The organism is Streptomyces sp. NPDC107522 (assembly GCF_055657525.1).
The window spans coordinates 58,249-83,772 of the sequence record NZ_JBVKAU010000010.1 but is presented as its reverse complement, the minus strand read 5'-3'; the positions used below and the strand labels follow the sequence as shown (position 1 = coordinate 83,772).

Below are 25,524 nucleotides of genomic sequence, written 5' to 3'. Positions count from 1 at the left end.
CGGCCGCTCCGCAATACCTGGTTCACGTACTGGACCATAAGCGCCTAGCGGTACAGCACTGCCCGCTCCACCGCGCTCCACGTCGTGCTGGTCACCACGTACAGCGCGGCCGCCAGCGGCACCACCGCCACGGTGAAGAGCGTGAAGAAGGACATGAACGGCATGACCTTGCTGACGGCCCCCATCCCCGGCACCGGCTCACCGCCGGCCACCGGCACCGCCGGATTCGCGGCCATCATCCGCTTCGTACGGCGGTAGTTGAACGCCGCGACGCCGGTGACGACCACGAACAACCCGACGTAGACGAGCCCCGCGCCCCCGAAGACGCCCCCGTCGCCGAGCGCGTCCGCCCAGCGGTCGCCGAGGGGCGCGGCGAACAGATGGTGCGTGAGCAGTTCGTTGGCCTCGCCGCCGATCGTCGTGTTCGAGAACAGGTGGTAGAGCAGGAAGAACGCGGGCAGCTGGAACAGGCTGGGCAGGCACCCGGACAGCGGCGACACCTTTTCCTCGGCGTGCAGCTCCAGTACGGCCCGCTGGAGCCTCTCGGGGTTCTTGCCGTGCTTCTTCCTCAGCTCGGCGATCTTCGGCTGAAGCTCGGCCCGCGCCTTCTGCCCGCGCGCGGCCGCCCGGGACAGCGGATGCACGAGCAGCCGTACCAACGCGGTGAACAGGACGATCGCGGCGGCGGCCGCGGAGGCGCCGAACAGCGGGTGGAGCAGGTCGGCGAGTTGCTGAACGAGGTCAGCGAAAACGGACATGGGTGAGCCCTCCGAGGGTCTCGTCGTGCCGGAGTGAGGGGAAATGCCGGGAAGTCGGCATGGCGGCATGACGAACCGGGCGAGGGCAGGCCCGTGGTGCGGTGCGGTGCGGGTGCCCTACGCGACGGTCGCCGGGAGGGCGTGCCCAGGAGCCCGGGGCCGTGGCCGGCCCGAGGCGTCGGGGTCGCGTTGGGGCAGGAAGGCCGTACGGCGGGCCCGGTCACGGATGGCCGTACGCACCCGGGTGGGCGCCACGGCGGGCGCGGCTCGCGAGGCGAGCAGGGAGCAGACGGCGAACGCGGAGCTCGCGGCGGCGGTCGCGGCGAGCGCGACGGTCGCGGAGAGGCTGCCGGTGTCGAGCAGGGCGATCTCGAGGAAGAGCACCACCATCGCGGCGGCGGGCCGCAGACTCGCCCAGCTCCGCATCATCGGCGCCCCTCCCCTCGTACGGCTCGCATCCCGGTCATCGGCCTTTATACAGGCTGCAGCAGCCGCTTGGGGTTGAGCAGTGCCCTGCTGACCGGATCCGCCGGGTCCGGATCGAGTCCGGGTCCCGGCTCCATGAGGACGTCCTCGACCGGTACGACGGTTCCGCACGCCGCGCATTCGCCGTACGGCCCGAGTTCCGTGCCGCACTCGGCGTGCCGGAAGTACCGCAGCCGAGGGCCGCCGAAGTGTTCACGACCCCACAGGGCGAGCGACCGCACCGTGGGCCACAGGGCGATGCCGCGGTCGGTGAGGACGTACTCGTCACGCGGCGGCGACTGCTGGTACCGGCGCTTTTCGAGGATCCCCTCCGTGGTGAGCGTCTGGAGGCGGGCGGCCAGGACGGCGCGCGGGATGCCGAGGTGGACGAGGAAGTCGTTGTAGCGCCGGACGCCGTAGAAGGCGTCGCGGACGACGAGCAGCGTCCACCGCTCGCCGACGATCTCGAGCGCCCGGGCGATCGTGCACTCCTGTGACGCGTAGTCCTTGCCCAGTGCCATGGCGTCCACTGTAGCCCCTTTTCACCTTCATGGTTCAGTGAACGAACTTACCGTGTTACGGTGGCGCACATGCCAAGGTTCAATGAACGAACTCTCGCCGCCGGTCCTCCCACCGCCGGCACGGAGGCCGCCCCCCAGGCCACCCCCGGCACCACCCCCGCCCCGCAGCCGCCCTCACACCCGCGCGCCACCCTCGCCCTCACCAGCGCCGCCACCGCCGTGGCCCTGATGACGTACACCGCGCCGATGGTCACGCTCCCCCAGACCGCCGCCGCCCTGCACACCCCGCTCTCCGCCCAGGCCTGGCTCCTCAACGGCACCCCGCTCGGCCTCGCCGCCCTCCTCCTGGTGGCCGGCAGCCTCGCCGACGACTACGGCCGCCGCCGGATCTTCGTCGCCGGCACCCTCGCGCTGGGCATCACCACCGCCCTGGGCGCCCTGACGACCACGACCTGGCTGTTCACGCTGGCCCGCATCGCCCAGGGCGCGGCCAGCGCGGCCCTCCTCGCCAGCAGCCTCGGCCTGATCGCCCACGCCTTCCCGGACCCGCGGGGCCGACTGCGCGCGACCGGCGTGTGGGGCGCCTTCGTGAGCGGCGGCATCGCCGTGGGCCCGGTCCTCGCCGGCGCGATACCGAGCTGGCGGGTCTCGTACGGCGTCCTGGGCGCGGCCGCGCTGATCGTGGCGGGCCTGTCCGCGCGCAGCACCCTCGCGGAGTCCCGGGCCCCGCGCGGCGGCCGCCCCGACCTCGCCGGGGCGATCACCTTCGGACTGGCCCTGGTCGCCCTGGTGGCGGCGCTGACCCTGGGACGGGACGGCTGGCTGCGGGCTCCCGTGGGCCTGCTGCTCCTGGCGGCCGTAGCCCTGCTCGGGCTCTTCGTCGTGGTGGAGCGGCGCACCACGAAACCGATGATCGACCTGACCCTGCTCCGCCGGCGCCGTTTCCTCGCGTCCTCCTCCGGCGGGCTGTTCACGGGCCTCGCGGTGATCGGGCTGTTCAGCTTCCTGCCTGCGCTGCTCCAGCAGACGCTCGGACTGTCCGCGATGGACACGGCGTGGCTGTTCCTGCTGTGGTCCGGGCTGTCCTTCGCGGTGGCTCTGCAGGCCCGCAGACTGGCGGGCCGGCTGTCGCCGCGTCTCCAGCTCGCCCTCGGTTTCGTGCTCCACGCGGGCGGCGCCCTGGCGATGCTGGGCGCGGTCGACGCGGGTTCCTGGCCCCGGCTGCTGCCCGGCCTGCTGCTGGCCGGCGTGGGCAGCGGCCTGCTGAACGCCGCGCTGCCGCTGCTCGCGGTGGAATCCGTACCGGCCCAGCGGACCGCCATGGGCTCGGGCGCCCAGCAGACGTTCCGGTACATCGGCTCGAGCGCCGGCGTGGCCCTGACCATCGCCCTCGCCACCTCGACGAACGGCGGGCTCGCCCACGGCGCGGACATCGCGATGGTGGTCTCGGCGGGGCTCGCGCTGCTGGCGGCGGTGAGCGTGGTGGTGCTGCGGGAGCGGGGCTGACGCCAGGGCCTGCTGACGCCAGGGCCCGGCTGACGACAGGACCTAGCGGGGCCGCATGGACACCAGCTTGGCCCACACCACCAGCCGGTACCTCGACGTGTACTCCGGTGTGCAGGTGGTGAGGGTGAGGTAGTAGCCGGGGTCCGTGTAGCCGTAGCCCCGCTTGACCGAGGAACGCGGGATCGGCCGGATGACGCTCCCGTCATGGGCGGCGGTCTGCGGCAGGGTCCGGTCGACGGCGTACGTGTACGTCCCGCTCCGCGTCTCGACCCTCACGACGTCCTTGGGCGCGAGCCGGTTGATGTACCGGAAGGGCTCGCCGTGGGTGTTGCGATGCCCGGCGAGGGCGAAGTTGCCCGCCTGGCCCGGCTGTTGGGTGCCCGGGTAGTGGCCGACGTAGCCCTTGTTGAGGACGCCGCTCTTGCTGACGCCCTCGGCGACGGGGACGCGGAGGTGGAGGCGGGGGATGGTGAGGATGGCGTAGGCCCGGGACCAGTCGGGCGCGGGGGCGGCGGCCGGCTGTCGCCGGGTGCCGTCGGACCGCTCGGGTTCGGGCGGGCCGTCGGACGCGGCCGGGGGTGGGGCCGACGCCGCCGGTACGGCCGTACGGGAGCCGCCGTCCGAGCCGTCCCACGCCCGCTCCAGCGCCCGGACCTCCCGCTCGGCGCCCTCCCTGGCCTCCCGGTTGGTCCACCACACCTGATGAACGACCAGCAGCAGAAGCACGACCCCGACGGTGACGAGCACCTCCCCGCCGGCCCACAGCACCCGCCGCCGCCGGGCACGCCGCCGAAGACCGCTGTGCCGCACGACGCGAACCCGCACCATCCGTGAGCCTCCTTCGCCGGGGCCGCCCGCACGATAGGGGCCGTAGCGCGAGGTCTCCAGACCCGTGCGCGCCCGGTGGGTGTCCGCGAGGCGTCCGACCCCCCGAACACTTCCTCCACAGGTTTGAGAAAGGGCTGTCGGAACCCTCGACAACCTCACACGCCACACCCGATGCTTCCTGTCGGCATGAACGGGACGGGCCACGACGCCGGTTCGACGATCGACGTCGACCGACCGTTGACCGACCACTGACCGGCCACCGACCGGCCATTGACCCGACGTTGATCAAAGATGATCGAAGCGGAGAAGTCATGATCCGACGCAGAACACTGCTGGCGGCGACAGGCGGCGCACTCTTCGGCAGCGCCCTGGCGACGGGCACCGCACACGCGGACGCGACGATCGCCGTCAACCCCGGCACGTCGTACGGCACCTGGGAGGGCTGGGGCACCTCCCTCGCCTGGTGGGCCAACGTGTTCGGCGCCCGGGACGACTTCGCCGACCTCTTCTTCACCACCAAGTCGGTGACCTACAACGGCACGGCACTGCCGGGCCTGGGCCTGAACATCGCCCGCTACAACCTCGGCGCCTGCAGCTGGAACACGGTGAACGGCGAGTCGATGGTCAAGTCGCCCAACATCCCCGCCTTCAAGCAGATCGAGGGCTTCTGGCAGGACTGGAACAACGAGGACCCCACCTCCTCGGCCTGGAAATGGACGGCGGACGCCAACCAGCGCGCGATGCTGGTGAAGGCGACGCAGCGGGGCGCGACGACGGAACTGTTCGCCAACTCCCCGATGTGGTGGATGTGCAACAACCACAACCCGTCCGGCGCGGCGGACGGCGGCAACAACCTCCAGACCTGGAACTACCGCCAGCACGCGTCCCACCTGGCCGCGACGGCGTTGTACGCCAGGAACAACTGGGGCGTGAACTTCGCGACGGTCGACCCCTTCAACGAGCCGGCCTCCACCTGGTGGACCGCCACCGGCACCCAGGAGGGCTGCCACATGGACCCGGCGGTCCAGGCGGCCGTACTCCCGTACATGCGCAGCGAGTTGGACAAGCGCGGCCTGACGGGCATCCGCATCTCGGCATCCGACGAGACGAACTACGACACGGCCCGCTCGACGTGGTCGTCCTTCAACTCCTCCACCAAAGCCCTGGTCAGCCAGGTGAACGTGCACGGCTACCAGGGCTCCGGCGGCCGCCGCGACCTCCTCTACACGGACGTGGTGACAACCTCCGGCAAGAAGCTGTGGAACTCGGAGACGGGCGACGGCGACGGCACGGGCCTCACCCTGGCCTCCAACCTCTGCTACGACTTCCGCTGGCTGCACCCGACGGCCTGGTGCTACTGGCAGGTCATGGACCCGACGGCGGGCTGGGCGATGATCGCCTACGACGCGAACACCCTCCAGCCGACCACAGTCCAGACCAAGCACTACGTCATGGCCCAGTTCAGCCGCCACATCCGCCCCGGCATGCGGATCCTCGACACGGGCGTCAGCTACGCGGCGGCGGCCTACGACGCGTCGGCCCGCCGCCTGGTGATCGTCGCCGTGAACACGAGCACCTCCGCCCAGACCTTCACCTTCGACCTGTCCCGTTTCACGACGGTGTCCGGCGGCTCCGGCGGCCTGGTCCCGCGCTGGAACACGGTGACGACGGGCGGGGACCAGTACAAGGCGTACTCGGACCGGTACCTGAGCGGGAAGTCGGTGGCGGTGCCGTTCGCGGCGAAGGCGGTGCAGACGCTGCAGATCGACGGAGTGGTGATCTGACGCAACCGGGGGCAGACCGGGAACGTCCTCCGGCACATGGCGAAATCGGTCGGGCAGGCGAAATCGGTCGGGCAGGCGGAATCAGTCGCAGAGGCGGAATCAGCCGTACAGACGGAAGAAGATGAGCGCGGGCGCCGGCGTGGCCTTCTGGCCCCCGCGCTGGCGAACCTGGCCCTCGGGGTGCCCGCGATCATCCCGCTCTACCTGACGTACTGGCTGCTGACCGACTACATACCCTCGGACTGCGACGCCTTCGCGGCCAGACCGGAACTGTCGAACTGCGACTACCACACGCTCGAAGACGCGCCCATGCTGATGTTCCTGCTGGCAGTGACCGGGGCGATGCTGCTGGCCGCACTGGTGGCGGTGGACGTCCTGCGCCCCCTCCGCCGCGCCACCGACAGCCCCCGCAGATGGCTGGCGACGGCGACACTGATCCCGGTCCCCTTCCTGGTGCTGCCGTGCCTGGCCAAGGCGTGAGACACCGGGCACGCGTCGGCCTCGCCTCGACCTCGCCTCGACCAGGCAATATCTGCGCCAATATCTGCGTCCTCTTCTTCCCTCTGTTCTCTCCTCGGTCAGCCGTGGGCAGTACGGTGTCCCCCATGCGCCCCGACACGCCTGCCGAAAACGTCGACCACACCGCCGAGGCGGCACGCCTGGAGCGAACCGCCGGCCTCTACCCCGAGGACGCCGAGGCCCTGCTCCTGAGGGCCGCGGCCCACCTGGAACTGTCCGGCGACCGCCCCGCCGCGACAGCGCTCTACGACCGCCTGCTCTCCTCGTCCGTCACCTTGGACAACCCGTACCTGGTACGAGCCCTCAAGGCGTCGAACCTGTGGGAGTACGGCCACGAGGCCGAGGCAAGGGCGATCATCGACGGCGTCCGAGCCGCCGCCCCGAGGGACCCGGCCCCCTGGGTGATCGTCGCGGAGGCCTTGGAGGCACACGACGAGCTGGAACAGGCGCAGCAGACCTTCACGGAGGGAGCCCGCCTCCTCCTGACGGACGTGGCGGAGCCGCCGTACTCCACCCACCCCCTGCTCTTCGGCCGCCACAGGGTGAGACGCATGCTGGGCGTCGCCCACGACGAGTGGGACGCCCTGGCGGACACCCTCCACTCGATGCCGGTCTCCCTGGACGAACTCCACGACCCGAAGCGCGTGTGGTCCCTGGGCTCGGACAACCCGGCGGAACTGGAGGCGGAGATCTCCCGCCTCCGAGCAGAACTCGGCGCATACCGCGAGGCCCTGTCCCGCCCCTTCCCCGTAGCGGTCCTCCACTGGACAGCGACCGAGCTGACGGAACTGGTGGCCGCGTACCCGTCCCTCGCCCTGGAGTACCCCTCCCACGAGGAACACCTGGCGACGATAGAGGCCTCGCTGCGGGAACTGTCATCCTCGGGCACCCCGAACCTGGGCATCGTGACGGGCACGGTCCCGTCGTACGAGGCCTTCGCAGCGTCGGAGGGCGCCTCCCCGGAGGACGCGACGCTGCTGCCGCAGTATGCGACGACGCTGGCGGCGAGGGGGCGGGCTGTGGCTTGGCCGCCGCAGCGGGGGGCGGGATGCTGGTGCGGTTCGGGGCAGCCGTACGGCGACTGCCACGGCGCGGAGCGACAGGGCTGACGGAGCCGACGCAGCAGCCGACTGCCTTCACGCGACCCCCAGCCTGGCGGCACTAAGCCCATGCCTGTCAGCCGAGGGGGCGGTTGCCGCTCGGCTCGGCTGCACAGGCGCTGGGCAGTACGCAACTGGCTGGCTCACTCCCGGTAGACGGGTGGCGTGTTGGTGTACGTATGCCCGGTGGGCGCGGTCCAGGTGCTGGTGCCGGTGTGCGCATCCCGGGTGACCTTCCAGCCGGGATGGTGGGTCTTGAGCCGATGATGTCGTCGGCACAGCGGCTGCAGGTTGTCGGGAACGGTCGGCCCACCCCGCTCCGGACGCCGATGATCGAACGGCCGCACATGGTCAAGATCGCAACGGTGCGCAGGCATCCGACAGCTGGGGAAGGCGCAGTACTGATCCCGAGCGATCACATACCGCTCGGTCTCAGCGGTCGGCCGATAGGTGGTGGGGTCGGTCTTGATGAGCAGCCCCGTCTCGGGAGCGGTGAGCAACCGCCGCCAGACGGTACCCGGCGCAAAGGCAAGCGCCCGGGCCTGCGATGCGGTGATGGTCCCGTAGCCCTTCAGCTCGGCGGGCCCGTCCTCGTCCCCGATGAGAATGTCGAAGGGCACGGTCACCTGCACGACAACGCCCGACCGCCCCGCTGTCCCACTCATCCCACCCGTTCCCGCACCGGAACTGCCGAACGCACCGGGCTGGTTGACGACGAGGTCGAAGAGCGCATCGACCCGCTTCTGCTCCAGAGTGCGTCCGTCCTCGACATAGACCCGGGCCCGGCTGTCAACGGCCTGCTCCATGAGCGCGGCCTGCTGCGCGGGCAGCACAGCCCCGAACAGGGCCATGCCGTCTTCCTGCGGATAGCGCTTGATCTCACGCTCCCGCACCCGCTGCTGATGCCGTCGCTCAGCCCCGCCGGGATCGGCTCGCTGAACCTCCTGCCGCAACGCGGCCCGGGTCTGCCCCGCCGCCTGCTTGGGCATCTTCACCGCCATGACCTGCTCAATCTGAGCGGCAACGCTGTCATCAACAACGCGCAGCTGCTCGGCAAGCGTCTACGCCTGGATGTAGCCGCCCAAGCCTCCGCCCGCCGACAGAATGCCGCCGAGCTGCCCCGGCATGCCCCCCATGCGCCCGCCCCCCCACCCACCGACCGCATGCCGCTTAGCTCACCCGGCGTGCCCCCAATACGGGCCCGCGCCCCCAACCCCGGCCACCACACAGCCGACCTCACCGCTACCGACCCAGGCCACCCGCCTTCCCCGGGCCGCCCGCTCGCTTCTCCCCCGTGCTGGAGCGGGCCGGGTCAAGGGTGGCCCGAAGGGCCATCGGCGCAGCCGACGCGGAACGCAGCGCAGCGGAGTGAAGCGCCCTTGACGCGGCCTGCGGAAGCACGACACTGCCAAAGAAGCGGGCGGCCCCAACAGTGAGGGTGAACTCCGCCATCTCTACCCGCTGGCAGAATGCCTTCGTGGCTGGTGCCGTTCCGTCCTCCCCCTCTGTCTCTGCCCGCATCAGCCGGCAAAACTCTCGTGACACGGCCCCCGAGGTCGCTGTCCGAAGACTCCTCTATGCCGCTGGCCTGCGTTACCGGGTGAACATGCTGGTCCCCAGCGTGCCCCGTCGCACAATCGACGTTGCCTTCACCAACGCTAAGGTCGCTGTGTTCCTCGACGGCTGCTTCTGGTACGGACGCCCGGAGCATGCAACCCACCCCAAGGCGAATGTCGACTGGTGGCGTGCGAGGCTGGACAAGAACATGGCACGGGACCGTGAGACCGCTCTCCACCTTGAGGGAGCAGGCTGGACAGTGCTGCGCTTCTGGGAACACCAAGAACCGAACGCGATTGCAGAGAAGGTCAGCGCCACTGTTTCACGGCAGTAGGTCAGCAAGCTCCTCGCTCCTCCCACCACTCACGGTGGTATCGGATGTAGTCCGGATGCACTCGATGCCAGCCCTTGGTCTTGAGCTTCGGCAACAGCACCTCCCCGAACATCGCCGCGCGCACGATGATGGACCAGTCCTCGTCCACCACTACAGCTCCAACGTCCAGCCGCACATGGCAGTTGGGGCAAACGCAGAGGATGTTCTGTTCGACATCAGGGCCGTTGTGAGGCTTACCCAAGGGCCTTATGTGGGCGCCCTGGCTGTGCGCCTCGCCATCTGGGCCGAGCAATCGACGGCCACAGAGTTGGCATTCGCCGCCGTAGAGCTTCTTGACCCGCCGTGAGGTTGCCACGCTTCGTATGAGGCGCTGAACCGGCATGGTTCGTACCGCTGGATACCTCTCCTCACCTTGCAGCTCGTACTGCTCTTCCAGCTCTTCGAGGGCTTCAGCGACATGGGATTCGACGACCGTGTGTCCCTGCTGAGACTCGGGGAGACGCTCCAGGTCGAACTGACATATCTTAATCTCGGTGCCATCGGGCGCAGACAGCTTGGAGCGAGTCGTGCGAACGGCCGTAACCCGATACAAGCCGTCGTACCTGTAGCCCTTGGTCGGCGAGTAGCGCTCATCGCCCTCGTAACCGCGAATGACGCGAATCGGATAGCGCCGCTCGTAGCTTCGCTTGAGGGCGGCGTTGTCGACGTAGGACCAAGATTGGCTGCGAAGGAGCCGGCCACTGTTGGAGTCTCGCTCGTTGCCCTTCGAGGCTCCGGTGTACCGCATCCAGGTCCACTGATCGTCATCATCGATGTACCCGCCGTTCAGCACGATCGCGTCGGCGACCGGCAGATCGTCCTTCTCATCCTTGAGCCAGGAGATGCCCTTCTGGTTGGTCTGATGCAGCTTGGCTGCCAGTACAGCCATCCGGCTGTCGAAGTGGTCCCCCACTGCAACACCGTCGATGTGACCGATAGTGCGTTCGATCCCCATGGGTCCATACTGGATCGAATTCGATCAACCTTGTCAACAAGTAATCGATTGTGGGCGGTTCAAGCGCGAGGCTCGGCTACCCCTGCCCCTCAAGCCCCGGTGTCAGTGCCCTCTGTTACATATGAGGCAGTGGTCCGAGCGAGCGGGGGGATGCGGCATGGCCGGGTCGGAAGAGTTGTCGCAGCCCTTCGCAGGCCTGTACGAGCAGCTGATCACTCTGCGCTTCCAGGAGCAACTGAAGGAGCTCGCCGGACTCGGCTGGCACCCCGTGAGCGATGCAGTGGCGCCGGAGTCAGCGCCTCACGTCCTAGCAAGGCACGTGGCGGGAACTGTCCGGCGTGTCCTGGAGAACCTTCCAGCCGAGGAGCGGGTCTACGCGGCGAACCACATCCTGGAGTCCATCAGCACCCTGGAAGGTGCACAGGAATGGGTCGATCTTGTAGCCGAGGGGCCTCGCCAACTCCTCGCACTAACATGTCAAGAGGCCCCGGGCGTCTTCGCTGTCAGGCCCGGCATCCCCCTATCGGACACCGCCCTCATCACCAACGCACCAGAAGATCCGAGCCTCGGTTTTGAGCTACGCGCCGAACTAGCCACAGCTGACCGCGTCGATCTGCTCTGCGCATTTGTGAAATGGCACGGCCTGAGGATCATCGAGCAGTCACTGAAGGCGGCCTACGAACGGAACGTGCCCATAAGGGTCATCACAACGACGTACATCGGCGCCACCGAGCGCCGCGCTCTGGACCGATTGGTTCAGGAGTTCAACGCCCAGGTCAAGGTCAACTACGAGACCCGATCAACACGGCTACACGCGAAGGCATGGCTCTTCCGCCGCAAGAGCGGATACAACACCGCCTATGTCGGCAGCTCCAATCTCTCCAAAGCCGCGCTCCTCGATGGCCTGGAGTGGAATGTCCGTCTGTCGTCCGTGGCCACTCCCGATGTCCTGCGAAAGTTCGACGCCACCTTTGAGGCGTACTGGAACGACCCCTCATTCGAAACGTACAACCCAGAAGCTCACGGTGGACGCCTCCAAGAGGCTCTGGCCATTGCTGGCGGCACATCGTCCATCAGCGCTGTCGAGCGCAGGATCACCCTGTCAGGTCTTGAGGTGCGCCCGTATCCTCATCAGCGCGACATGTTGGAGCGGCTGGAGGTCGAGCGAGAGATTCATGACCGGCATCGGAATCTACTCGTGGCCGCCACCGGCACAGGCAAGACCGTAATGGCAGCCCTGGACTACAAACAGTTGAAGAAGAAGTACGGCCGTGACCTGAGGCTTCTGTTTGTAGCTCATCGCAAGGAAATCCTCCAACAGTCTCTGCGGACCTACCAGGACGTGTTGGTCGATCCCAACTTTGGTGAACCCTTCCATAGCGGTGGAATCCCGGACCGCTGGACTCATGTGTTCGCGAGCGTGCAGTCATTGAACGCCAGGGCACTCGATCGACTCTCCCCTGATCACTTCGACGCGATTGTGATCGACGAGTTCCATCACGGAACGTCACCGACGTATCGGAAGATCATCGATCACTTCGAACCTTTTGAGCTGCTAGGCCTCACAGCAACACCCGAGCGCATGGATGGAAAGAACGTCCAAGACGAGTTCTTCGATGGCCGTATCGCGGCCGAGTTGCGCTTGTGGGAGGCTCTCGAAAATGAGCTGCTCAGCCCCTTCCACTACTTCGGAATCAGCGATAACACCGACCTGACCACCATTGAGTGGAGGCGCGGAGCTTACGAACCGAGTTCCTTGAGTAACGCCCTATCGAGCGACGGAAGACGTGCGCGACTGGTCGTGAAGGCCGTCAAAGAGAAGGTCGCTGAGCCAGGCTTGATGCGAGCCTTGGGCTTCTGTGTCTCGGTCGCGCACGCGCACTTCATGGCAGAGGTGTTTCGCACGGCCGGCCTCAACGCCGTCGCGTTGTCCGGCGAGACCCCGGCCGAGCAACGCAAGCAGGCGCTAGCGGATCTTCGGTCCGGAGCACTTCAAGTGATCTTCTCGGTCGACCTCTTCAATGAGGGCCTCGACATCCCCGACGTAGACACCCTGCTCCTGCTCCGCCCAACGTCTAGCGCCACCGTCTTTCTTCAACAGCTCGGCCGGGGCCTGCGTCGCACAGAGGACAAGGCTGTACTTACGGTCCTCGACTTCATCGGACAGCACCGAAAGGAGTTCCGCTTCGAGAATCAGTTTCGGGCTCTGACGAACCTGACCCGGAAGCGGCTGCTGGACAACATTGAGAGCGACTTCCCGCAGCTGCCGTCCGGCTGCCAAATCATCTTGGAGGAGAAGGCAAGGAGAACCATCATCGCCAACATTAGGCAACAAATCGACGTTAACGTCACAGCACTGGCCCGCGAGGTTGCCGACTACGCCGAGCCTAAGCTCAGTCGCTACTTGGAAGAGAGTGGCCGTGAGCTCAAAGAGCTCTACCGCGGCAATGGCAACTCTTGGACCGGGCTGCTCCGCCGCTCTGGGCTCCTTAAGGGCGAAGCACCTGAAGGTGAAGCGGCCCTCCTCAAGCGCGTCTCGTCCTTCCTCCATGTAGACGACCCGCTACGGGTATCCGCTTACACCAGGCTGCTTGAGGACGACGCACCCGATTACGACGCTCTCGATGAGCAAGGGCAAGCCTATGCCCGAATGCTCTTCTTCCAGCTGTGGCCGCTTGGCGGCGTCGTCCGCAAGGGGTTTATAAGTTACGACGACGGGTTCGCCACACTGCGCAAGCAGCACGCGGTGCGGCGCGAGCTGCGTCAGGTGTTGGAGTGCAACCTTGCCCGCACCGAACATTTACCGATCCCCCTTCTTGGCATCGGCGGCGAGGCGGGGATCGCATTGACGGTGCACGCCTCCTACACCCGCGAGGAAATCCTGCCCGCCCTTGGCCAGTCGGCCATCGGTGGCTTCATGCCAGGTGACTTCCGCGAGGGCGTGAAGTGGTGCGAGTCAATCAAGACCGATGCCCTACTGATCACGCTGGAGAAGGATGAGAAGGACTTCTCCCCACAGACCCGCTATCACGACTACGCACAGAGCGAGACCCAATTCCACTGGGAGTCCCAGAACCAAACGTCAGAGACGTCTCCCACTGGCCTGCGCTACCAGAATCACGCCGCTCAGGGCAGCCACGTACTTCTCTTCGTTCGACGCTACAAGAGCACCGACATCGGTGGGGCACAGCCGTGGATGCTGCTTGGTCCCGCTGAGTACGACGGACACACCGGGAGCCGGCCGATGGCGATCACATGGCGGCTGAAGCACAAGGTTCCTGCCGATGTGTGGGCGTACTCCGCCATCGCGGCTGGATGATAGGTCACGGCGATTCGCCGCACAGGCTCAACGTCGATGCAACTCTGGCCAGGTAAGCCGCAGCAACGCCGACGTCGCGATCAGAATCACTCAATTCGGAGTGTTAGCACGTCGTACAGCGGAGCATCAGAAAACGGCAGCACCTCGCCGAACCACTCGTACCCCCACGATTCGTAGAGCGCACGGACCTTGGGATGGTCCCGCTCGACCAGGAGCGTGACGCGTTCCTCCATCCGATCTTGCAGCAGAGCATCGTGAATCTGCCGGGCGACGCCGGTGCCACGGACCTTCGTAAGGACCATGAGCTCCGAGAGCGCGAACGTGCGCGCGCCAGTCTCCGTGGTGGCGCCGTCGGGCACCGGAGTGCGGAGGCCGTTCCACCAACGTGTCGTCGGCTGAAGTGTGCAGCCGTACGCGTAGCCGACAGGAGTGTCGTCGATGTAGCCCACGACTGCTGCAAACCCCGGTACTTCGGTGTTCCAGCCGAGCCGTTCGTCGAACCGCTCGACACTGTGGAACTCCTCGTTCAACCGGTCCGCATAGATCTCTGCGTAGACGTCGAGAAGTTGCTGTCGGATGTCGCCGAGACCGGCCGCATCCCTGCGTTCCACCCGCAACCCTTGCACTCTCATGCTCCCGTCTGTCGGGTCTGCTCCAGGAAGTCCGCGGCTGCCGGAACGTGCACGAATCGCTGGAGGTGCTGTCGGAGGTCGCCGAGCTTGCCCTGGATGCGGTCGCTCTGGACGCGTCCTGCCATGGCGACGGCTTGCCAGGCTTGAGCAGCGGCGTGCTCGATCTCCTCGCCGTCGAGGAGAGCCTGCGCATGTTGGATCGTGTAGTAGACGCGGTTTCGTTCGAAGCGCGGTTCGAGCATCTGGAGAGCAGAGGCTGTGAACTGCTCGGCTCGTTGGTGTTGCCCGAGGGCCTGGTGCGCTGCGCCCGCCAAACCCATCAGCTCTGCAGGCGTGAGAAACGACAGCCAGGCTGCGGGCTGGCCTTGCGTGCGGTCGTAGGCAGTCTCGGCACGGACGAGGGAGCGCTGGGCATGCGTGCGGTCTCCGGTCCTTGCGTGACCGACGGCCTGACGGCAGTGCAGTAGCGCCATCAGCCATGGATCGCTCTTCGCCTGACGTGTTTCGACGGCCGCACGGCCGATGCGGAGGGCCTCCCTGTCGCGGTTGAGGAGGCGAGCCTGCATCGCGAGGTTGGACCAGACCCGGGCCTGCAGCATCCCGTCCCTGGAGAGCATGCCTGCTTGTAGAGCCTCGTTGTACAGCTCCGTAGCGTCTCGCTGTCGTCCCGCGTCGTACGCGAACCATCCGGCGGAGGCGGCAAGATCTCCCATCGCCGAGTACAGGAGACGCTCGACGCGATCCCCATAGGTGCAGTGGTTCAGGGCATGCTGCACGCGCCGAAGCGCTTGCGTGGCCGCGTCGTGCAGGGCACCGCCACCCAAGGAGTGGTCGTACTTGTACAGCGTAGGAGCGATGGCCCGAATACGCTCGACATCGCTGGCGCCGAGACGGCCGAGGGATGGAATACGGTCGAGGCCCAGAGTCACGACGACACCGGCCGCAATGAACTCGCGGCGGGGTACAGCGCGTTGGGCTTCTTGACCTTCCGCGCGAGCGGGCCTACGAGGGGGAGGCGGAACACGTGATGACTGGCGCGGCGTGAATCCCATGTCATCCGGGGTTCGACCGAAGATGTGCTGAAGGGGCAACAGATAGCGCTGCCAGGGCCACTGCACATCACCTGCGATCCACCGGCGTACATGGCGATCGGTGCAGTTGGCAGGCCTGCCCAACAGCTCCTCCGCCGTCCTGTTCACTTCTTCCGCAAGTTGTTCATGGGTGTAGCCGAACTCGGCTAACAGGGCTTCGAGCCGAGTGTTTCTCCTGTTGCCCACTGCCGCCCCCTCGCACGCGTGGTCTCTCGACGTTAGTCCTACCGACGTCCTTCGCTGGGTAAAACTGTCCGGGCAGCGGCGAGTAACTCTCCAAGATCTGTCCTGATGGCGGACAGGTCACTTCCGGTTTCCTCATGAGCGTGAACAGCGCACTCAACCGAGGAGCTACCGTGCTGACGCCGACCAACATGGACAGACTGATCTCCGAGTGGCTGGCCCAGGCACACGCGGTACCACAACGGGCGTGGTCGGAATGGACACGCCAGAGCGTTGCATTACTGCCGCTCGGCAAGTCGTTCGCCGCGATTCGCATGCCCGGTGAACTCGTGCACGCCGCTGTCGGCAGCGAGAACTCGGAGCAGATTGCCGACGCCATGAGGATGTGGCTGCGCGGCCCCGTCATCCACGACCACCGCACCGCAGGCCCGACGTATTACGCCCTCATCCAGTGGCATGCCGGCCTCGTCTGGGATTACGGCGAAGCCGCGCCGTGTCTGCACGGCGACACGTACCTGGGAGTCCCGCATATCGACCGTCGGGAGCCTCCCGGCACCTACTGGGTTGTTCCGCCGCGCTATGTGGGCAACCTGTGCAGGCCTCAAGCGGTGCGTGAGCTGATCGACACCGGGCGCGGACAGTTGATCGAGGAGCACGAAGCCCTGCCCGGATCGACCGAATCCTCCAGCCCGGCCCAGTCCATCGGCAACAGCGCCGTCATGAAGGGGGCAACTCGATGACCACAACCACCGTTGATATCGCCCCCCGCACCGGCCGTTCCCTGGTCACCGAAGCCGACTTCGTCATGCTCGCCGCGTTCTGCGCCAACGAGTACCACTTGGAGCGGCGGGTCGCCGACCGCGTCATCGACCAAGCGCTCGCCCTGGTTTACGTCATGGGCTCCACAGGCGACGGCGCCGCTATGGCGCCCTCCCAGCAGGTCGACCCCGGCTGGCACACCCTCATCCTCCACACCGACTGGTACGCCAACTGGTGCCAGAAGCAGTTCGGTTACTTCCTGCATCACCAGCCGAACAGCAAGACGCGTACCCGCGGGCTCATGACAGAGGTTGCCGAAAAGATCCGTACGGCCGGCTTCGAGATCGACCCCAGCCTGTGGGGCACTGCCGCCGACTGCAACCCGCCCGCCTGCTGCGGCGACGGCCCCTGCTGCTGATCCTGCCGGCCATCCCATCCGTCACCCGAGAAGGCGGGCCTGCCTTCCCACGGCCGGTCCGCCCGCCTCGGCATCCCAGAACGGACCCCATCCGTGACCCTCACCGCGCTGACCGCGACCAGCCGTGTGACTCTCTTCCCCCTCGAAGACCTCTCCGTCGCCTACACCACCCAATCCAGCGATCAGCGCGGCCTGGGCGACATCGGCCTCGTCGCCGTCGTCGACGACGAGCACAGCGAGGGGGAGGAGTTGTGGCGGCTGGCCCGCGATCTGGGTGGGCGTACCGGCGATGGTGACCAGGCGCGCTGGATCCTCACCCAGGCCGGTCGCGCCCGCATGGTCAACGCGTATACCAACCTGCCCGACGCGACATGGACGGCGTACATCCGCCGTCGTCTCGAACTCGACGCGCTCTTCGTCAACCACGACGTTCTGCTGACCGGCCGGATTGCCCTGTCGGGCCTGCGGGCAGTGTCGGCTGTGGGAATGACAGCTCGGAGGGGGAAGCCGTGACCAGTCCGCTGCCGGCGCACACCTCGACCGGCTTGTAGCTGCCGCCCGGGGACAGTGAACCGCTCCGGGATCGGTGGAGGCTCGGGCCTGGCCCGGGCTGCGTGGGGTCGGGACAGTTGATTCGGGCCTGCCGCACCGCCTGCTCGCACCCCTGTCACTCACGTGACCTGTGACGGATTTGTGATGCCGGTGCATCCACGGTGTTGCTCCGGGCACCTTGGATCCAAACTGGACGGCATCTGTGATCTGCCTCAAGGAGGACACGTGGCCGAAGGGCCGAACTCGGGTGAGCGGTTCGACGACTCCGAGCTGCTGGAGATGTCCCAGGGGGACCCGGCGCAGGCGAGACTGCTGCGCAAGTCCCTGGAGACCCTCGCGGCGGGGCACGGTGGCGACGCCCTGAAGGAGATGGCGCAGGAGGTCCTCTCCGGGCGGGCCAGCCTGCGGGAGGCGGCGAACGTGTCCGCGTACGCCGACCAGCTGGTCGAGCAGGCGGCCCCCATGGCGGAGAAGTGGGCCTCGCTGTCCGAGGCCGAGCGCGAGGAGTTGGCGGCCGAGGGCAGGCGCCTGATCGCGGCGGAGCAGGAGCAGATCGACGAGGAACGACGTACAGCGCCCGACAAGGGCGGCAGCCACAAGTCCCGGCATGACGGCCGGGGCTGGTCACTGTACTGACGGGGGCGGAGCAATACCGTGGGTTTTCGAGTAGAACCGGATGCGATCCAGGGCTTCGCCTCGCTCGTGTCGCGTGGCGCCGACGGCGCCACGCAGGCCGTCGAGTACGCGAGCAACAACACGCAGATCGACAAGGCGGTCGGGGGCCAGCTCTGGGATCTCGTCGCAGGGGACCACGACCAGTACGTGGACTCCGCCAAGAAGGCCCTGCGGAAAGTACAGAGCGTCCTCAACTCCTCTCAGACGGAACTGGCCAAGTCCGCCAAGTACTACCGCGAGACGGACACGGATGAAGCCGCGAAGTTGGACGCCACCTACCCGGGCTCCAAGGGCGGCGGGGGCGCAGCGTCCTCAGGCGGCAACGGGAGCGACTTCGCCGATGCGCAGGACGCCTCGGCCGCCCTCAGGAAGCCGGCTGGGGACAGCGACAACCCGCTGGTCAAGTACGCCCAGGGGCACGTCGACGAATACAACATGAACCCGGTCCAGAAGACCCTCGGCACCATCATGGACCTGGGCAGCCCGTCGACCGTGGCCGTGGAGGCGGTGAAGCTGCTCTTCGGCGTCGACATCTTCGGCGAGATCAACAACTGGGTTCTGGGTGACTGGAACAAGTACAAGGACTGTGCCGAAGTCTGGGGGAATCTCGGGTCGTTCTGCGACGCGGTGGCCGCGAACCTGAAGAAGGGCACCCAGAACGTCGGCGTGACCTGGGAGGGCAACGCCTACGACGCCGCGAAGGTCTACTTCGACGAATTCAGCAAGAAACTCGCCGACTTCAAGGAAACCTTCGACTCGCTGAAATCCTGCTACGACGCGGCGGCGCAGGAGGTGTTCCAGCTTGCCGAGATCCTGAAGGCCGGGGTCGTCTTCATCGCCGACATGGCGATCATCTGGATGGCCAACATGGCCGCGGCAACTGCGGTCAACGCCATCCCGATCGGCGGGCAGGCGGCGTCCGTCGCCATGTTTGCCCTGGCCGCGGCGCAGGCCGTCATGATCATTCAGAGGTTCGCCGCTCTGGTGAAGGCGTTCGACGCCACCATGCTGGCCATCACCGGGCTCGGGGCGGCGATGTCCATGGCGGTCAACGGCTTCTCGGCGGCCGACGGCTTCCCCGAGGCCAGCTCCGCCGGTTACGACAACCGGGTGGTCTCCTGAGATGCCCTCCTTTCCTTACTCGGGCGACAGCCTCGAACAATTCCTCTCCCGCGCCCGGATGATGTCGGCGGTAGCCGTCCCCGTCTACCTGGCCCTTCTGCTCTTCCTCACCAAGGAGGAGGGCTGGCACTGGAGCTTCCTGGTGTTCTGCGTCCTGCCGCCCGTCGCCGCGGTGGCGGGCTTCCTGGGGAAGCGGGACATCCGGCCGGGGCTGGCGGTGACGGCGCTGGTCGGGGCGATCGTCCCGCTGCCGCTGATCGGCGGGCTCGAGGCGTTGTTCTAGCAACACGCTCTGGGGGACGGGGCGCACGATTGGCCAAGTGCCGCGCCCCGTTCCCGGCGGAAGCGCTCGGACACCGCGAGGCGCAGGACATGTGAACTCCCTGCCCTGGCGGCCTGCATCACCTGGCAGATCCGCTCAGCACCTTCACCTTGCACGCGCTGATACGCCCTCACTTGTCCCCCGGACTTGGCCGGCTCCCGAAGTAGCCGCCTTATCCCCCTTGGACCCGATTGGACGTCAGGCCCCCCGGATGGCAGCCCCGAAGAGCGCTGCGGGAGATATCGGATTAGCCTCCCAAATGAGCGCGAAGTGGATCTTTGGTGGTGCGCGCTCTACTCAAATCAAGGAGGAGAAATGCGCAAGCTTCAGAAGGCCGCTGTTGCGGCCGCCATGGTCGGGACCCTCAGCCTCATAGCCACCGGCACCGCCACCGCCCAGCCCTCGCATGACCACGGCGGGTGCAAGTCTCACGACCTGAACGTCGACATCCTCGGCCAGGTCGGGATTCTCAACGGCCTGCTGGGCAACGCCATCAACGGCGAGGGCAATGCGGGCGGACAGTGGAACCACACCGGCTCCAGCTGCGGACACTGATCGACTGGGATTGTGTTACGTAGCTCGCTGATATGGGGCTCGGCGCCCGGGCATCACGCCCGGGCGCCGAGAACTGTTTTCGGTGGCCGAGACGGGCCGAGACGACCGGGACGAGCGAGACGACCAAAGTTGCAGGTGCCGTAGACCAACGGACGATGGCGGGGACTGCGGACTGCCTCCAGACTCGGCACGGTTCGGCCCGGTTCGGCAGGGTGTTGATGGATGTCGCGGGGGAAGCGGAAGCGTGGGCGTGGGGGATATGAGGGGTTCGGGGGATCTTTCCAAGAAGGGCAGGCCGTCGGTTGGTGCCGGGGAGGGCGATGGGGCCACCGTGATCGCCGACTCGGCCTGGGTTCTGGTGCTCTTCTGTGTGGGGTGCGGGGGTCTGATCGGCTGGTTGGTTCCGTTGCTCGCGGACTGGCTCGTGAGGCTGCGCTGGGCTCCGTTGAAGGGGCCGGCCGAGCTGGTGAGCTCCATTCCTGAGCCGGGGCGAACCATGGGGGCCGTTGGTGTGGGGGTGGTGCTGGGGGTGGTCGTCGGGCTTCTCGCGGTGCATGAGTCGCTGGCGGTCCGTGTCTCGCGCGGGTGCGTCGTCCTCACCGTCAGGGATACGTCGCAGGAGTTCACGCGGGATGAGATCGACCTCGTGGTGCGCGACGGCAAGCAGCTCGTGCTGCTCGGCCCAGACGGCATGGAGATCGCGCGGGAGGACTGTCATCTGACGTGGCAGCGGCTTTCCGGCGCCTTCGTGGCGCATGGGTACCGCTGGGCGGATGAGGATCCGCACCGGGAGGAGTTCCGGCGCTGGGTTCCCGGTATGCCGGGTCTGCCCCAGGGGGCGGACGCGCTGCTGAGGGCTCGCGCGGCGGTGCGGGAGAAGGGCGAGAACTCCGAGGATGCCCGGGAGCTGCGCCGGGAGCTGCTGAGGCTCGGCGTCGTTGTACGGGATGAGGGGAAGCGGCAGTACTGGCGTGTGCCTCAGCGGTCCTGACGTCGTTGAGGCTGACGGTCTGACAGCGCGCCCAACCCTGACGCTTCGGCACCTGACTCACCAACAGGCTGACGGCCCGACACTCCTCGTTTCAGGCCGCCAATCGACGGGCCGATGCGTTCTCGTCGGCTTCTCGGTCTGTTCTCGCCACACGGACGGACCAGGAGCGCCCGATGGGCTCGCGGGCGGCGCTCACCGGTTCAGGCGAGCAGGTCGCCGACGACCTCACCGAGCTCGACCGGCTGGGGATCAAGTCTTCCGGCGGTGATCGGCCAGGAGAGCGAGCAGATCGAAGTGCCGGCCGGCTCGGCGCGCCTGCGCCGAACGCAACGGTCGCTCCTGAGCGGCGGCGGGAGGCCGGACGCCGCCCTACGGCAGCGCGCTGTCACCCTCGGCCGCGTGGTTGCGGATGCTCTGGCTCCGGTTCCGGGGCTCGTTCCGGTGACTGAGAGGATTGCCGGGCTTCAGAGGCAGAAGAAGGGGGAGTGAGCATGATCGTGCTCGTCTTGGTCGGCGTTCTCGTGCTCGTCGTCGGAGGGTGCGTCTGTGTCGTGTGGGCGTCGCGGGGTGGACCGCGCTGGGTGCGCGGGGTGGCCGCCGTGACCATGGCGCTGGGCGAGTTGGTGGCGTTGGCGGGGCGGGGGTCTGGCCGGGGGTCGCGCTCGGGCTCGAATTCTGACGACTGAATGTGTGACGGCAGGTCGCCCGGCCGTGACGGTGATGGCTCATTGCATGGCCGGGAGGGTGACGGCCGATTGCCCAGCCGTGCGGGTGACAGCCGATCGCCGGGCCGTGACAGTCACGGCCCATCGAGCAGCCGTGACAGTGACGGCCGATCGACCAGCGTGAGGGTGATGCCCAATCACCCGGCCGCAAGGGTGACGGCCGATCGCCCGGCCGTGAGGTGACAGCCGGTCACCCGGCCGTCAAGTGAACGCGGGCCGCACCGAGGGACGTCATCGGCGCGGCCCGCGGGTCGGTCACCCGGTTGTCTTCGCCGGGCTCGCTGTCGCCGTTCCCTCCCCCTTCGTCAGCAACCACTCGCGGTGCAGGGCGCCGAGCGGGATCTTCTTCTGGAAGACGGGCGTACCGAAGATGGTCAGTTGGAGCTGGAGGGAGCCGGTCAGGTCCACGCCGCCGTAGAAGGCGTAGGTCCCGGACACCGAGGCCGTGCCGTCCGAGGAGGCCTCGGCCGAGGCGTCGGCGTGGGCGCGGACGTACGGGGCCAGGTCGGCGGTGACGCCCACGGTGCCGTAGAGGCCGACGGTGGCCTCGGCGCCCAGGGCGGCCTTGACGTCTCCGGCCGCGGTGACGCGGGCCTTCAGGGGCTCGCCCGTCATGTCGGACTCGCTGACGGGCGTCCAGCCCTTGGCCCAGGAGAACGTGCCGCCGACACGGAAGTCGCCCTTGAGGTCCTGTTCGACGTCGACAGTGACCCGGCCGTCCGCGTTCACCTGGATGTAGCAGGTCAGGGCGAGGTTGACGACCACCGGGATCGGGCCGACCTGGATCACCGGGTCGGCGTGCAGTTCGGCGAAGGGGATGCGGATCGGCTGTGCGCCGGTCGAGGCGACCGCGCGACCCTTCAGCGACCACTGGGAGGCCCAGTCGCCGGACAGGCCCAGGAAGGCGCCGCCGGGCGAGGCACCGGCGCCGGAGCCGTCGTAAGAGAACGCGACCTCGGGGGCGAGCTGGACGAAGCCCTCCACGGACGCGGCCGCCGACGCCGGGGCATCCTGCGCGGTGGCGACCGCCGCGCCCACGTCGATACGCAGGCTGCCCAGCGGGAGTTTCGCGCCCTCGGGGCCGAAGTGGAGGTTGCCGGTCTTCGCCCAGGAGACCTTCACGCCCTTGACGAGCGGCTCGACCTCTACGGCCGACGGGTCCACCGGGACCGTGCCCTCGGCCTTGCTCTCGCCGAGCACGGAGTTGAGCTTCGCCGGTTCCGTCTGGACCGTCGTAGCGCCGTCCTTCGTGGCGCCCACAACCTCCGTGACCTCGGCCAGCACGCCGTCGGGGGCGCCGGGGGCGGGGGCACTGGCGATGATGTCGCCGACCGTGACCGGGGGTTGGGGCGAGCGACCGGTCGGAGAACCGGCTGAGGGACTCACCGGGGAGCCGGTCGAGGGTTCGGTGGTCGGTTTCTCCACGGACGGCGCCGAGATGACGGCCCGTCCGCTCTTCCTGTCGTACGAGGCGACCTTGAGGGAGGACTTCTTCGCCCTGCCTCCCTCGCCTCGGTCGGCCACGGCGGTGGGAGTTGCCTTGCCGGACGGGGCCGGTACGACGGCGAGTTGCTCCCGGACCGCGGCGGCCTCGGGGGTCTCGGACGCCGTCGTCGTCGGCGTTGCGGTGGCGGTCGGGGAGGCGGTGGAGCAGCCGGTGGTGAGCAGGGCCGCGATGGCGGCTGCCGACAGTAAGGCATGCCTCTTGAGCCTGGGTCTGTGCACGCGTGTTTCCTCGGGAGCGGTGTATGGGGGTGCGCTGCAGGAGGTGACGGGCGGGGAGCAGGCGTGCCGCGCCGAGGAAGGGCGTGTCGAGGCAGGTCGAGACGGCCGTTCCGGCGCTGCGCGCAGACGGTTGTTACCCCGCAGTAGTCATGCATGAGCATGCCAGCACCGCGGGGACAGCAGCCGCTTTCTATGCGCGTGACTTGGGGTGACGTGAGTCACGTCTACGGCCGTCAGTGGCGGACGGGGCGGACGGGCCTGGGTCGGTTCCGGCGTTCGGCCGGCCGCCGATCAGTGGCCGCAATTGTCGCCGGGGGCCTCGGGTGTTGGCTGGGGGGTGGGAGCGGGGGCCGGATCGGGTGCGGGCTCCGGCTCGGGATCGGTCGTCTCCGGCGGGGTGGGGGCTTCCGGGGCCGCCGGGGTTTCCGGAGCCGCCGGGGCCTCCGGGGCCTCCGGCACTTCCGGCGCCTCCTCAACCGGCCCCGGCTGTACGGGAGTCGGCGTCAACGGGTACGCCGGCTCCTGCCCCGGCACCTCCGGCTGCTCCTCCACCGGATCAGCCGGAGCTGCCGGTTCAGGGGCGGCGGGTGCAGGGGCGGCCGGTTCAGGGGCGGCGGGTTCAGGGGCGGCGGGTTCAGGGGCGACCGGCGCAGGCGCGACCGGATCCTCGTCACCCGGCATCCCTTCGCCCGGCGAGGGCGTGTCCCCCACCGGAGCTTCAGTCACCGGAGCTTCAGCCACCGGCCCGCCACCGGCCGACGCCGGTTCATCGGTCCCGGGCGCCGCCGCCCCCGGCATCTCAGCCCCCGGCACCTCGACCGCCGGTTCCTCGACCGCCGGTTCCTCAACTCCCGGCGCCCCGCCCCCCGGCTCAGCCGCAGCCACCGCCACCGCCACACCCCCGCCCGCGCTCACAGCCGTATCCGAATCACCGGCACCATCCACGCCGGCCGAAGACCCACCCCTGCCGCTCGCCCCGCCACGCTCGTCCTGCCCCCGCTCCCCCGGCACCTCCGTCGCCACGGCAGGCCCCTCCGAAGGCCGTGCCACCGGTGCCTCCACCAACGGCACCCGTGGCGAAGTCGGCGTCGGGGAGGGGTCGTTGGCGCCCAGGGCGATCATCATCGCGAGGGCCGCGCCCGCGACCGTCGCCCCGGCGGCGATCGCCGCCGGCACCTTCGCACCGCCCGCGCCGCCGATCACCGCCTGCCGGGCGGCGTGCAGTGCGCCGCCGAGCTGGCCGCTGAGGGCGGTCGTGGCGCCGACCGATCCCGCGGCCAACGGCAGCAGGAACTTGCCCGCGCCGCCGACGGCGAGGACCAGCAGGGCCGGGCCGACGAGTGCGGGCAGGCGGTCGTTGGCGCGCATGAGGACCGCGAGCCGGCCGCGGCAGTCGTCGCAGGCGTCCACGTGGGCGAGCAGGCGTGCCGACTGGCGGGGCGTCGCGCTGCCGCGGACGTACGCCGGCATGCGCACCCAGTGGACCTCGCACGCCGGGTCGTCGGGGGCGCCGGTCTGGGAGCGCAGGAAGGCCTGGCGCATGCCCTCGCGGGCACGGTGCAGGAGTACGGCCGTCGCACCCTGCTTGGCGCCGATGCGCTGTCCGACCGTCTCCAGCGGCTGGCCCTCCGCCTCCGCCAGCCACAGGGCCTGGACCCAGCGTTCGGGCAGCTGGCCGAGCACCCGTACCAGCAGGTCGACTTCCGAGACCTGTTCGGCGGGGTCCGCCGAGCCCTCCGCGTGGCCGGCGATCTCGGTCCGTTCGGCGGCGGTCCGCGGGTCGTGCGGGGTCTCGCGCGCCTCGCCGCCGGCGGTCGCCGCCAGGTGCCGCACCGTGGTCATCAGGTACGCCGGTACGTTCTCGATCTCGTGCCCGGCCGACAGCCGCCGCCAGACGCGGAAGTGCGCCTCGGCGACCAGGTCCTCGGCGGCCCAGGAGTTGTTGCGGGTGAGCGAGCGTGCGTAGGCGACGAGGCGCGGCTGCTGTTCCTCGTAGACGCGGGCGTACGAGGCGGTGGCGGACGCGGAGGGTGACGCGGGAGGTGACGCCTGGGCAGGCACCTTGGGAGAACCGTCGGACATGGCAGCA

At 68.3% G+C, this 25,524-nt stretch carries 25 protein-coding genes; 15 read left to right on the top strand and 10 right to left on the bottom strand.

Features of this window, described 5'->3' with window-relative positions:
* Positions 1 to 44 precede the first annotated feature (44 nt).
* The 3 genes from ACZ7L6_RS28640 to ACZ7L6_RS28630 form a co-directional block, all read right to left on the bottom strand.
* Complete coding sequence (locus ACZ7L6_RS28640; protein WP_471928755.1) at positions 45 to 758, bottom strand: YidC/Oxa1 family membrane protein insertase; 714 nt, start codon at positions 756 to 758, stop codon at positions 45 to 47.
* 117 nt (positions 759 to 875) lie between these two features.
* A complete protein-coding gene (locus ACZ7L6_RS28635; protein ID WP_471928753.1) occupies positions 876 to 1,187 on the bottom strand; it encodes a DUF6412 domain-containing protein in 312 nt (103 codons plus the stop codon).
* A gap of 44 nt (positions 1,188 to 1,231) precedes the next feature.
* Positions 1,232 to 1,744: a winged helix-turn-helix transcriptional regulator gene (locus ACZ7L6_RS28630; protein WP_471928751.1), complete on the bottom strand. Its 513-nt coding sequence runs from the start codon at positions 1,742 to 1,744 to the stop codon at positions 1,232 to 1,234.
* Between the two features lie 69 nt (positions 1,745 to 1,813).
* Here ACZ7L6_RS28630 and ACZ7L6_RS28625 point away from each other — a divergent pair, with 69 nt between their 5' ends.
* On the top strand, positions 1,814 to 3,250 hold the full coding sequence (locus tag ACZ7L6_RS28625; RefSeq protein WP_471928749.1) for an MFS transporter: 1,437 nt from the start codon (positions 1,814 to 1,816) through the stop codon (positions 3,248 to 3,250).
* Positions 3,251 to 3,292: 42 nt separating this feature from the next.
* On the opposite strand, the gene ACZ7L6_RS28620 is transcribed toward ACZ7L6_RS28625, so the two are convergent.
* Positions 3,293 to 4,078 carry a class E sortase gene (locus ACZ7L6_RS28620; protein WP_471928747.1) on the bottom strand — a complete coding sequence of 262 codons (786 nt, stop codon included), beginning with the start codon at positions 4,076 to 4,078 and terminating at the stop codon, positions 3,293 to 3,295.
* Between the two features lie 311 nt (positions 4,079 to 4,389).
* Between ACZ7L6_RS28620 and ACZ7L6_RS28615 the strand changes: the two genes are divergently transcribed.
* From ACZ7L6_RS28615 to ACZ7L6_RS28605, 3 genes are all read left to right on the top strand, one after another.
* Entirely contained in the window at positions 4,390 to 5,862 is a 1,473-nt protein-coding gene (locus tag ACZ7L6_RS28615) for a glycoside hydrolase (RefSeq protein ID WP_471928745.1), read from the top strand.
* Positions 5,863 to 6,042: 180 nt separating this feature from the next.
* Positions 6,043 to 6,342: a hypothetical protein gene (locus ACZ7L6_RS28610; RefSeq protein WP_471928743.1), complete on the top strand. Its 300-nt coding sequence runs from the start codon at positions 6,043 to 6,045 to the stop codon at positions 6,340 to 6,342.
* A gap of 125 nt (positions 6,343 to 6,467) precedes the next feature.
* Positions 6,468 to 7,490, top strand: coding sequence for an SEC-C metal-binding domain-containing protein (locus ACZ7L6_RS28605; protein ID WP_471928741.1), 1,023 nt, complete (start codon positions 6,468 to 6,470; stop codon positions 7,488 to 7,490).
* 134 nt (positions 7,491 to 7,624) lie between these two features.
* Here ACZ7L6_RS28605 and ACZ7L6_RS28600 read toward each other — a convergent pair whose 3' ends face one another.
* Positions 7,625 to 8,527 carry an HNH endonuclease signature motif containing protein gene (locus ACZ7L6_RS28600; protein WP_471929063.1) on the bottom strand — a complete coding sequence of 301 codons (903 nt, stop codon included), beginning with the start codon at positions 8,525 to 8,527 and terminating at the stop codon, positions 7,625 to 7,627.
* A gap of 431 nt (positions 8,528 to 8,958) precedes the next feature.
* Here ACZ7L6_RS28600 and ACZ7L6_RS28595 point away from each other — a divergent pair, with 431 nt between their 5' ends.
* A complete protein-coding gene (locus ACZ7L6_RS28595; protein ID WP_471929061.1) occupies positions 8,959 to 9,372 on the top strand; it encodes a very short patch repair endonuclease in 414 nt (137 codons plus the stop codon).
* Position 9,373: 1 nt separating this feature from the next.
* Here the strand turns inward: ACZ7L6_RS28595 and ACZ7L6_RS28590 are convergent, their stop codons facing one another.
* On the bottom strand, positions 9,374 to 10,366 hold the full coding sequence (locus ACZ7L6_RS28590) for a YDG/SRA domain-containing protein (RefSeq protein ID WP_471928739.1): 993 nt from the start codon (positions 10,364 to 10,366) through the stop codon (positions 9,374 to 9,376).
* A gap of 157 nt (positions 10,367 to 10,523) precedes the next feature.
* Here ACZ7L6_RS28590 and ACZ7L6_RS28585 point away from each other — a divergent pair, with 157 nt between their 5' ends.
* Positions 10,524 to 13,685, top strand: coding sequence for a DEAD/DEAH box helicase (locus tag ACZ7L6_RS28585; RefSeq protein ID WP_471928737.1), 3,162 nt, complete (start codon positions 10,524 to 10,526; stop codon positions 13,683 to 13,685).
* 86 nt (positions 13,686 to 13,771) lie between these two features.
* Here the strand turns inward: ACZ7L6_RS28585 and ACZ7L6_RS28580 are convergent, their stop codons facing one another.
* Complete coding sequence (locus ACZ7L6_RS28580; protein WP_471928735.1) at positions 13,772 to 14,296, bottom strand: GNAT family N-acetyltransferase; 525 nt, start codon at positions 14,294 to 14,296, stop codon at positions 13,772 to 13,774.
* Between the two features lie 17 nt (positions 14,297 to 14,313).
* Positions 14,314 to 15,594 carry a hypothetical protein gene (locus ACZ7L6_RS28575; RefSeq protein ID WP_471928733.1) on the bottom strand — a complete coding sequence of 427 codons (1,281 nt, stop codon included), beginning with the start codon at positions 15,592 to 15,594 and terminating at the stop codon, positions 14,314 to 14,316.
* Between the two features lie 170 nt (positions 15,595 to 15,764).
* Between ACZ7L6_RS28575 and ACZ7L6_RS28570 the strand changes: the two genes are divergently transcribed.
* The 9 genes from ACZ7L6_RS28570 to ACZ7L6_RS28530 all read left to right on the top strand — a co-directional run bounded on the left by ACZ7L6_RS28570 (position 15,765) and on the right by ACZ7L6_RS28530 (position 21,671).
* Positions 15,765 to 16,331: a hypothetical protein gene (locus ACZ7L6_RS28570; RefSeq protein ID WP_471928731.1), complete on the top strand. Its 567-nt coding sequence runs from the start codon at positions 15,765 to 15,767 to the stop codon at positions 16,329 to 16,331.
* Positions 16,328 to 16,768 (top strand): glycine-rich domain-containing protein, encoded by a 441-nt coding sequence (locus ACZ7L6_RS28565; RefSeq protein ID WP_471928729.1) that lies wholly within the window; start codon positions 16,328 to 16,330, stop codon positions 16,766 to 16,768. Before ACZ7L6_RS28570 ends, ACZ7L6_RS28565 begins: the two co-directional genes overlap by 4 nt.
* Before the next feature lie 93 nt (positions 16,769 to 16,861).
* A complete protein-coding gene (locus tag ACZ7L6_RS28560; protein ID WP_471928727.1) occupies positions 16,862 to 17,281 on the top strand; it encodes a hypothetical protein in 420 nt (139 codons plus the stop codon).
* Between the two features lie 264 nt (positions 17,282 to 17,545).
* Positions 17,546 to 17,956 carry a hypothetical protein gene (locus ACZ7L6_RS28555; RefSeq protein WP_471928725.1) on the top strand — a complete coding sequence of 137 codons (411 nt, stop codon included), beginning with the start codon at positions 17,546 to 17,548 and terminating at the stop codon, positions 17,954 to 17,956.
* Positions 17,957 to 17,974: 18 nt separating this feature from the next.
* Positions 17,975 to 19,117 (top strand): hypothetical protein, encoded by a 1,143-nt coding sequence (locus tag ACZ7L6_RS28550; protein WP_471928723.1) that lies wholly within the window; start codon positions 17,975 to 17,977, stop codon positions 19,115 to 19,117.
* Position 19,118: 1 nt separating this feature from the next.
* Complete coding sequence (locus tag ACZ7L6_RS28545) at positions 19,119 to 19,400, top strand: hypothetical protein (RefSeq protein WP_471928721.1); 282 nt, start codon at positions 19,119 to 19,121, stop codon at positions 19,398 to 19,400.
* A 354-nt stretch (positions 19,401 to 19,754) separates the two neighbouring features.
* On the top strand, positions 19,755 to 19,994 hold the full coding sequence (locus ACZ7L6_RS28540; RefSeq protein ID WP_471928719.1) for a hypothetical protein: 240 nt from the start codon (positions 19,755 to 19,757) through the stop codon (positions 19,992 to 19,994).
* A gap of 331 nt (positions 19,995 to 20,325) precedes the next feature.
* Positions 20,326 to 20,985 carry a YqeB family protein gene (locus ACZ7L6_RS28535; RefSeq protein WP_471928717.1) on the top strand — a complete coding sequence of 220 codons (660 nt, stop codon included), beginning with the start codon at positions 20,326 to 20,328 and terminating at the stop codon, positions 20,983 to 20,985.
* A gap of 491 nt (positions 20,986 to 21,476) precedes the next feature.
* Positions 21,477 to 21,671 carry a hypothetical protein gene (locus ACZ7L6_RS28530; RefSeq protein WP_471928715.1) on the top strand — a complete coding sequence of 65 codons (195 nt, stop codon included), beginning with the start codon at positions 21,477 to 21,479 and terminating at the stop codon, positions 21,669 to 21,671.
* 294 nt (positions 21,672 to 21,965) lie between these two features.
* Here ACZ7L6_RS28530 and ACZ7L6_RS28525 read toward each other — a convergent pair whose 3' ends face one another.
* On the bottom strand, positions 21,966 to 23,435 hold the full coding sequence (locus tag ACZ7L6_RS28525) for a hypothetical protein (RefSeq protein ID WP_471928713.1): 1,470 nt from the start codon (positions 23,433 to 23,435) through the stop codon (positions 21,966 to 21,968).
* A gap of 291 nt (positions 23,436 to 23,726) precedes the next feature.
* Entirely contained in the window at positions 23,727 to 25,517 is a 1,791-nt protein-coding gene (locus ACZ7L6_RS28520; RefSeq protein WP_471928711.1) for a sigma-70 family RNA polymerase sigma factor, read from the bottom strand.
* Positions 25,518 to 25,524 lie beyond the last annotated feature (7 nt).

Coding starts and splice junctions, on each gene's coding strand:
- ACZ7L6_RS28565 (WP_471928729.1), top strand. CDS start 16,328: ATGACCACAACCACCGTTGATATCGCCCCCCGCACCGGCCGTTCCCTG.
- ACZ7L6_RS28640 (WP_471928755.1), bottom strand. CDS start 758: ATGTCCGTTTTCGCTGACCTCGTTCAGCAACTCGCCGACCTGCTCCAC.
- ACZ7L6_RS28615 (WP_471928745.1), top strand. CDS start 4,390: ATGATCCGACGCAGAACACTGCTGGCGGCGACAGGCGGCGCACTCTTC.
- ACZ7L6_RS28545 (WP_471928721.1), top strand. CDS start 19,119: ATGCCCTCCTTTCCTTACTCGGGCGACAGCCTCGAACAATTCCTCTCC.
- ACZ7L6_RS28625 (WP_471928749.1), top strand. CDS start 1,814: ATGCCAAGGTTCAATGAACGAACTCTCGCCGCCGGTCCTCCCACCGCC.
- ACZ7L6_RS28605 (WP_471928741.1), top strand. CDS start 6,468: ATGCGCCCCGACACGCCTGCCGAAAACGTCGACCACACCGCCGAGGCG.
- ACZ7L6_RS28630 (WP_471928751.1), bottom strand. CDS start 1,744: ATGGCACTGGGCAAGGACTACGCGTCACAGGAGTGCACGATCGCCCGG.
- ACZ7L6_RS28540 (WP_471928719.1), top strand. CDS start 19,755: ATGCGCAAGCTTCAGAAGGCCGCTGTTGCGGCCGCCATGGTCGGGACC.
- ACZ7L6_RS28620 (WP_471928747.1), bottom strand. CDS start 4,078: ATGGTGCGGGTTCGCGTCGTGCGGCACAGCGGTCTTCGGCGGCGTGCC.
- ACZ7L6_RS28520 (WP_471928711.1), bottom strand. CDS start 25,517: ATGTCCGACGGTTCTCCCAAGGTGCCTGCCCAGGCGTCACCTCCCGCG.
- ACZ7L6_RS28590 (WP_471928739.1), bottom strand. CDS start 10,366: ATGGGGATCGAACGCACTATCGGTCACATCGACGGTGTTGCAGTGGGG.
- ACZ7L6_RS28635 (WP_471928753.1), bottom strand. CDS start 1,187: ATGATGCGGAGCTGGGCGAGTCTGCGGCCCGCCGCCGCGATGGTGGTG.
- ACZ7L6_RS28585 (WP_471928737.1), top strand. CDS start 10,524: ATGGCCGGGTCGGAAGAGTTGTCGCAGCCCTTCGCAGGCCTGTACGAG.
- ACZ7L6_RS28530 (WP_471928715.1), top strand. CDS start 21,477: ATGATCGTGCTCGTCTTGGTCGGCGTTCTCGTGCTCGTCGTCGGAGGG.